The sequence below is a fragment of the Candidatus Clostridium eludens genome, from assembly GCF_045310515.1.
GTDB classification, from domain to species: domain Bacteria; phylum Bacillota; class Clostridia; order Clostridiales; family Clostridiaceae; genus Clostridium_B; species Clostridium_B eludens.
The window spans coordinates 1-7,796 of the sequence record NZ_JBJHZX010000084.1; the positions used below are offsets into that span (position 1 = coordinate 1).

The window sequence follows — 7,796 nt, forward strand, 5'->3', positions numbered from 1 at the left end:
TTAAGGCTTATATACTCTCTAAGGTTAAAGATTTTGAAACTATAAATGCAGTAGTAACAGAACTGACACATGATGAACTAATGAAAGAACTAGGAATAAAAGAATACTAAAGGTGAGTGTTACACAGGTGCATTCCTAGTAAATAAAGATTCAATACAGAGCGAGTGTAGTATAAATAAAGCTGTAAAGAAAAAAAAGGCTGGATTTTAAAGCTACATAGAAGCCATTTAAGTTATGGGAATTTTTCAGATGACCAATTTTATTCATTAAAATAAAAAAAGTCCTATATGAGATGTAATTTTATAATACATTATTCTAAAACATATGTGAATAAATAATACCTTCCACAAACTACAATATATGTATTTGTGGAAGGTAAATTTTCTTAGTGTTACTTTTGCACGAATTGCTTTCTGTACTCTATTCATAGGTATATTTAAGTAACATTTCGTAAAACTACTAACAATCTTGAAAATGTATTTTAGCTAAAAATACGTTTTTAATAATGATAGTATGACGTTTGATATATCTTAACTCTGTTAAACATAGCACCAACTGAGTTGTAAGCATACTGGTATGGAGAATTTATATATGAATCAAGTGCCGCCATAAAATCAGTTATAGAATATGTTCGAGCATACTGGTACTCAGAACTTACTGACATATAACCTCCAATAGTAGGATCATAAATAGTCGGATTTGTAGCTACTGATGCTATACTCTCATCATATTGTTTACCACTAACTATACTTATTGGGAAAGGAGCCCAATTTGTTGGAAGTACATAAAACTTTGGTTTATTCAGCCCGTAATGTGATACAAGTTGTCTAACTGCATATGCACATGCTAAGTGATCTTGTTCTTGATAATCCAAAATAAGATTATTATTAGCATCATATAAATAATCTGTTTTAGCAGCATTTGTTTCTGGAGCCCTTAGTAATCCATCTGATCCTGATGTAGTGCTAACATAAAAATCAGAAGCAAATTTATTATTTGTGAATTTGCCAGTATTTTCTGCTATGGCTATAATTTTATTTTCTATCCTTACAACTTTATTATTAAAATCTGTGTTATTCAAATTTAGTAAATTTCTGGATACATTAGTTTGTACCTCATTCATATATGCTATTTTGCTTGAATCAGTTAAATGTAATTCAGCCACAGCAGAAGCCTGTTCACTGTTTCTCTCAATAGTAATTATTTTATCATTACTATTAGTTGTGGTATTAGCTCCACAAGTTACCTCCAACAATCGTACATCATAGCCATTTAAATAAGCATTTTCCATTCCCATTCCCATTGATAATGTTTCATCATCTTGATGAGGGCTTACGAATAATGAAACAGCTTGAGCGTGTGCTGATGTTTGGATGAATGGTACTAGTAATAGTCCCACAACAAGTGCCAATACTAAACCTTTTATTTTTTTTACGTTCATATAATTCCATCCTTTCAAATTTAATTATTATCCACCAAGTACTTGGATAAAATGAATATTTTATTGTTATTTAATAAGACATTCATCTTTAAAAATAGATTCTACAATATATTGAATTTCCCTGCTATATTTTACAAAAAAAATAAAACTTAACAAAATCAAGTTTTATTTTCCTAAAGTTTTAGTGAGTTTTCAGTAAAATTTGATAAATTAAGTTTATAATAAGCAAGAATAAGCCTGTCCAGTAATTATAGATTTATATAGGAAATTAGGCTTTACATTTCTAATGTCTAATTAAGCTACCTGTTAAAAAATAAAACTAGAGCGTTTTTTACTCTAGTTGCTGAACAAAATGAAAATATTATGACACATATTATGTATAAAGATTATACCCATTTGCTTTAAATAATTACAGTAGGTCTAACTTTGAATCTTTTTCAGTAATCATTCGCACTGGTTTGCAAGGAACGCCATACGCAAGATAGTTGTTAGGAATATCCTTTGTTACGACACTGCCTGCTCCAATAACAGCATTATCGCCAATATGAACACCACCAATAATTACAACATTTGCGGCAATCCAAACATTATTTCCTATATGAATCTCTTCTGCATATTCGGACACCGAAATATGACCATCCAGATATTTCATAGCCGTTCTTTCTTCAGCGATTAGTGGGTGATTCGTAGCCATTAAAGATACATTTGGTCCAAACATGACATTATTGCCTATATAGATTCTTGCGTCATCCATAATCATAAGGTTAAAATTAGCACCGAAATTTTCACCAATAAAAGTATGACACCCATAATTAAACTGTATCGGGCCTTGAAAATAGTATTTTTCTCCTATCTTCCCAATAAACTCTTTGATTATCGATAAGCGATTTTCATCATATTCATCAAGTGCATTAAATTTTTGACAAAGAATATGTGCCTTATGCTTAATATCTCGAAGTTCTTTTGTACGAGCATCAAACAATCTACCTGCAAATATTTTTTCTTCTTCCTTCATAGTCTACCTCCCATTAAAAACGATAGATTTAATTCGCAGAATACAAATGATTTTTAAGTTGTATCTTTTTACATCTACGACTTAACTAAATAATACCATAATCAAATTATTTTGGGATAGATAATTTAATGTTTATATAGTAAATTAAACATTAAAGTTGTTTTGTACAATTATTAATATGAGCAAATATGATTTTAGAGCGAAATTGTGTTTTGACAAAATAATTAGTATATACTTAGAATTAATCATAAGGCGTTTTAAGGCATGTTTTAATAGAAAGATATACATTTTTTATATATTTAAAGTTCAATATATGGAGTGCGCATGGAAGTTATATAGCTAATTCTATTTTCTTTTCTGTTATATCATTTATAGGTTATTTCATGAATGTATTTTGTTGCATGTTAAATAATAACATTTTCACATTGAAACTATTGAATTCACAGGGTTTGAGATTTAAAAGTGTAAGATAAATTTGAAACACGCCGATATGTGAAGGTACCCAATTATAAAAGAACTTAAGAAATGTGATAAAAGGGAATCACTATTTTAAAATAACGATTCCCTTAGGCGGTAGATAAATGTCGCTTGTCTACAGTCTGAAGAGGCTACTATAAAATTTTATAGTAGCCTCTTTTTATTATTTATCATTATAGTGTGTTTTACATTGTACTATTTCAAGATTTCCATCACGTATTCTATAAACAAGTCTATTTTTATCATCAATATGCCTACTCCAAAAACCAGTAAGATTTTCTTTTAATGGCTCAGGCTTACCAATACCAGCATATCCATTGCGTTCGATATCTTTGATAAGTGCATTGATACGCTTAAGTGTTTTTTTGTCCTGTTGTTGCCAGTATAAATAATCATTCCATGCTATATCTGACCAAATTTTAACCATTTTTAACTGTAGCTTCTATTAGGTTATGAGCTCTTCCTTTTCCAGCATCAAGCTGATTTATAGATTCTTGTAAGACTTGTTGATTATACTTGTTGTAAAAATCATCTTTGCGAGTGATTGTAAATGGTATGCCGCCCATATTAAGTGACTGTCTAATAAATATATTGATAGCTGTTGACATATTCATTCCCAAATCATCAAATAGTTTTTCTGCTTCTTTTTTTAAATTCTCATCCATGCGAACATTAACTGTAACATTACGACTCATATAATCATCTCCTTTCACATCTATTATATACATTGTATGTAATATCGTACACGTTGTCAATACAATATTTACATACTTATTTTTTTTAGAGATACTTCTTGATATAATTTTAGTAAACAAATTATCATTGAGACAGATAATTATATGTTTATAGAAATAATTATACTTTACGATAATAATGTACAGTTTTTAAATTATATTTTAAGAATATTTGTTTGAACCCAAGGACATTCAAAAACAATTGTTTATCTATCTAAAAAGCAATCCTAAATAAATAGAATTTAAGTCGATCAGCTTACTTCTGATTTTGTTGTTTTAGGCTATGCCTTAAATAAACTTCTGGTTACCCATAAAACCACATCTACCTTGCAGTTATAGCACTTATGCTGGTATTAGACCTTTATGGAGAGGGGCAATCAAAAATGGGAGTTATCCTTTTCGCAAGCTCTAAAGTATAGCCAAAGGATATCACTTTGGATAGCTTGCCAAACCATTAATACCTATTAAAAATAATTCTTTTTCTTAGTTGCAGTACATAAATTTTAATAAATATTAAAAATAAAAAGAGGAGTAAATTAAAATGGATGTATGCTATGGAGGATGGATAGTTCATGAATATGTTAGTGATAAGGATAAACAGGTTCTTAACATTGCTTTGCAAGGATTCGTAGGTTCTACTTTTGTTCCTATAGCAGTGGCTACTCAAGTTGTAAATGGAATAAATTATTTGTTTATAGCTAAATCTATTACAGCAACATTGCCACCTAAAACTGGATTAGCAAAGATATATGTTGCAGCAACGCCTGCTGGACATAAACCTAGACTAGTTAATATTGAGAAAATTATATAATAAAAAAATATACATCAGAGGTGTACAAGTAAAGTGGCTAATATGGAGGATAACGAGATGTGCGAAATATACTTGTTTATAAAAGGCAACGAATATTTTATAAACGGTTATAAAGTATTTTTTCGAGCAATTTTAATATCTTTTTTTTCGTTTATCCTTTTATGTTCATCCCCTATCACATAAAATCAATAAGGAAATACTGCATAGAAGTTGTAACTGCAACTCCTAGAAGGAAATACCCCTTATACATTTTTACAATTATTCGAATAATCTTTTTACAAATATACAATAATAGTATTGTAAAAAAAATTCAAAATTGGGAGGTACATAACTATGCATATCAATACTAATATTTTAAAACAACAACTAAAATTCATTCCACTATCATCAAATGTTTCATATTTAGGGACTACTGTTAATTATGGAATTGATGCGCATACTGCAGTGAATGCTCTTTCCAATAATCCTCAGACTATTGGAAATTGGAATGTTAGCCCACAGACTCACTATATTAATTCTTCACAAATGGAAAGCGAGTGTAACGCAATAGAATGTAGTAATTCTATTGAAGCTAGTATCGATTTTGATTTTTATAAGGCTCTGTTTGATCCAGTAAGAAGCAAAATACTAGTGTATATTGCTAGTAGTGGAAAGAAGCGCATTAATGAAATTGCTGAAAATTTTACACAAAACAGATCAGTAATTTCAAGGCACTTGGATTTTATGAGTCGTTATGGAATTGTTAGTAAAACCAAAATAAACAGGCATGTATTTTATGAAGTAAATAGTACATTTATACTTGACAAATTTGAAGAAACAACAGAGAACTTAAAAAGACTTATGAAAGTTACAAAGCCTATTTAAAAGAGACAAAAATATAGCATAACGTATGCTTCTTATTTAATAGTCGTACCTATTAAATAAGAAATAATCTTTAACATGCCATACTATTTCAGAAATGAATTTTATGGTATTTTTACGTTGTGCTTCAAAATTATTACCCCTATAGAGAAGAAACTGGATATTAAAATTATGATGTTTAATTAATCGCACACGCAAAAAAATAAAACCAGAGTATTTTTCACTCTAGTCAATAAACAGAACATAGTATTGAATAAGGTACTTCTTTTAGTTTTACAAAAGTATAGTTGTGTAGAATTCAGTAGTTTTATATTTTAAAATAAAAAATGCCTTATACGAGACGTAAAAGATTTATATAAGTTGATTTTCATTCATCAAACATTATGTGTTGTATTTACCATACAAAAACACTATAATAATAGTTGCATATAAAACCATTATTATAGTGTTTTTTCTATCAAGATATCAATAAATGAATTATTTTAATATAATATTATTGATTATTAATGCGTTTCTATTGACACTAGAGTTTATTTTTTCAAAATTAAAGTTGCAAGAGAAACTTTTATAAGGAGGATTACTATGAAGGATTTATCAAAATATGTTTCTGTGGCCCACCGCCGTACACAAATATTTTACACAGAACATCTTGAAAAGTTAGGAATTACTAGTGGGCAGTTTATGTATATAGTCTGTATTTGTGAGAATGTGGGACAGACACAGGATGAATTATCTCAACGATTGATTATAGATAAGAGTACTGTAGCAAAAGTTCTATCTCAGCTTGAAATAAAGGGATTTATCACTAGAATAATAAATTCAAATGATAGGCGTGCATTCAATATTTTTCCCACAGATAAGGCTATTAATATCTATCCTAAAATATTAAAAATAAAGGATGAGTGGCATCGTAGGTTGACTGAAAATTTAAGTGACATAGAATGTGACGTCTTTGAAAAATTAATGGAAAAAGTCATGGAGAATAGCATCAAAAACTGCAAACAATTAAGATAAATTCCTTATTAAAGTAATTATAGAATAAGTTAGCACATATAAACTGCGTTATTTTTTATGCTGTATATTTAAGAAAGTATTCAAGAGAACATCAAAAATATATAGAGAGGATATGAAAATCTAATATGACAAAACGATTATTTATATATGTTTTGGGACTTTTTATGATGACAATCGGAATAAGTTTTTCGATAAAATCAAATCTAGGAGTATCTCCTGTCAGTTCAATTCCCTACACGATTACACTAATATCAGGTATCGAAATGGGAAAAGCCACAATTTTATTTCATATTATATTAATACTAATTCAAATTGTAATTTTAAGAAGAGATTTCAAAATCAAAAATCTGTCTCAACTCATCGTGGCGGTGATTTTTGGATATTTTACTACCTTTTCAAATTATCTAATAACATTTTTACCCACACCCGAAGATTACGTAGTACGTTTTTTATTTCTCCTAGTAAGTATAATATTCGTTGCAGTGGGAATTTTTCTTTATTTGCCACCTGATGTCGTTCCACTGGCGGGAGAAGGTGCAATACAAGCAATATCCCAAAAAGCTGGAATTGCATTTCCAAGAGTAAAGGTAGTATTTGATACTTCAATGGTGCTAATTTCAGGAATGTCTTGTTTGCTTGTTATTCGCGGCCTTGGAAGTGTGGGGGCTGGAACAATAATTTCAGCTGTTTTGGTTGGAACTGTTTTAAGCTTCATTATGAAATTGTTTAGGGAAAGGCTTGACAAATTTTTGAATAATGCTCCTACATTAATCTATTGTGAAAAAGAATGTAATAAGGATTCTTCTTATATAGAAGAATTTAAGATATAAGTTATATTTCCAAACAATTTTCATAAAATATGTTAAATTCTGAAACAGTTGAAAAGACCGACTTGAATTTTTAAATATGATGAATTAACTAGTAGGCCTAATACCAGCAGCTGTGTTATGAAGTGCAAAGTATCTTCTATAAATTGGATAAAATAAACGGGCATTAACTTTATCTTATCTTTATAAATTTAATGTTATGATTTTAAGCCATTTTATAAGTAAACTTATCCAGTAAATTTATCAAAGTAAATGAACTACATCATTCTAATAATTTATTTACTAAATCGTTAGAATGGATTTTATCGGAAATGTTGACATCTTAAAGCTATGTTTATCAATCATTTAATAGCTACTTTGCCCCTGGTGGCAGCTTTGCTGTTACTACCTTAAAATAAAAAAATAAGCACCTATGACAGGCACTTACTTTTTTTGTTTTTCAATTACTAAATATTTATTGATGTTAAGTATTGATAATACTATCACTTGTTATGTTAATTTGGCAATGATTTTATTATTTACATTTTGTAGGAATATTATGCAATAAAAGTGCGACTTGTTGCTAATTGAAAAGATTAGCCTAATTAGCTGATTAAATTCAGAAATTAGAATTGTT

8 protein-coding genes are annotated in these 7,796 nt (G+C 29.0%); 4 read left to right on the top strand and 4 right to left on the bottom strand.

Annotated elements, in window-relative coordinates; all coding sequences use genetic code 11:
* Positions 1-499: 499 nt before the first annotated feature.
* The 4 genes from ACJDU8_RS24675 to ACJDU8_RS24690 form a co-directional block, all read right to left on the bottom strand.
* Positions 500-1,441 (bottom strand): PIG-L family deacetylase, encoded by a 942-nt coding sequence (locus tag ACJDU8_RS24675; RefSeq protein ID WP_406794841.1) that lies wholly within the window; start codon positions 1,439-1,441, stop codon positions 500-502.
* Between the two features lie 409 nt (positions 1,442-1,850).
* Positions 1,851-2,456: a sugar O-acetyltransferase gene (locus tag ACJDU8_RS24680; RefSeq protein WP_406794842.1), complete on the bottom strand. Its 606-nt coding sequence runs from the start codon at positions 2,454-2,456 to the stop codon at positions 1,851-1,853.
* Positions 2,457-3,096: 640 nt separating this feature from the next.
* Complete coding sequence (locus tag ACJDU8_RS24685) at positions 3,097-3,360, bottom strand: Txe/YoeB family addiction module toxin (RefSeq protein WP_406794843.1); 264 nt, start codon at positions 3,358-3,360, stop codon at positions 3,097-3,099.
* Positions 3,353-3,628, bottom strand: coding sequence for a type II toxin-antitoxin system RelB/DinJ family antitoxin (locus ACJDU8_RS24690; RefSeq protein WP_406794844.1), 276 nt, complete (start codon positions 3,626-3,628; stop codon positions 3,353-3,355). The genes ACJDU8_RS24685 and ACJDU8_RS24690 overlap by 8 nt, the downstream gene beginning before the upstream one ends.
* 580 nt (positions 3,629-4,208) lie before the next feature.
* Here ACJDU8_RS24690 and ACJDU8_RS24695 point away from each other — a divergent pair.
* The 4 genes from ACJDU8_RS24695 (at position 4,209) to ACJDU8_RS24710 (ending at position 7,183) form a co-directional block, all read left to right on the top strand.
* Entirely contained in the window at positions 4,209-4,478 is a 270-nt protein-coding gene (locus ACJDU8_RS24695) for a hypothetical protein (protein ID WP_406794845.1), read from the top strand.
* Between the two features lie 333 nt (positions 4,479-4,811).
* Positions 4,812-5,342: an ArsR/SmtB family transcription factor gene (locus tag ACJDU8_RS24700; protein ID WP_406794846.1), complete on the top strand. Its 531-nt coding sequence runs from the start codon at positions 4,812-4,814 to the stop codon at positions 5,340-5,342.
* Between the two features lie 579 nt (positions 5,343-5,921).
* Positions 5,922-6,353, top strand: coding sequence for a MarR family winged helix-turn-helix transcriptional regulator (locus ACJDU8_RS24705; RefSeq protein ID WP_406794847.1), 432 nt, complete (start codon positions 5,922-5,924; stop codon positions 6,351-6,353).
* A gap of 125 nt (positions 6,354-6,478) precedes the next feature.
* On the top strand, positions 6,479-7,183 hold the full coding sequence (locus tag ACJDU8_RS24710) for a YczE/YyaS/YitT family protein (RefSeq protein ID WP_406794848.1): 705 nt from the start codon (positions 6,479-6,481) through the stop codon (positions 7,181-7,183).
* Positions 7,184-7,796 lie beyond the last annotated feature (613 nt).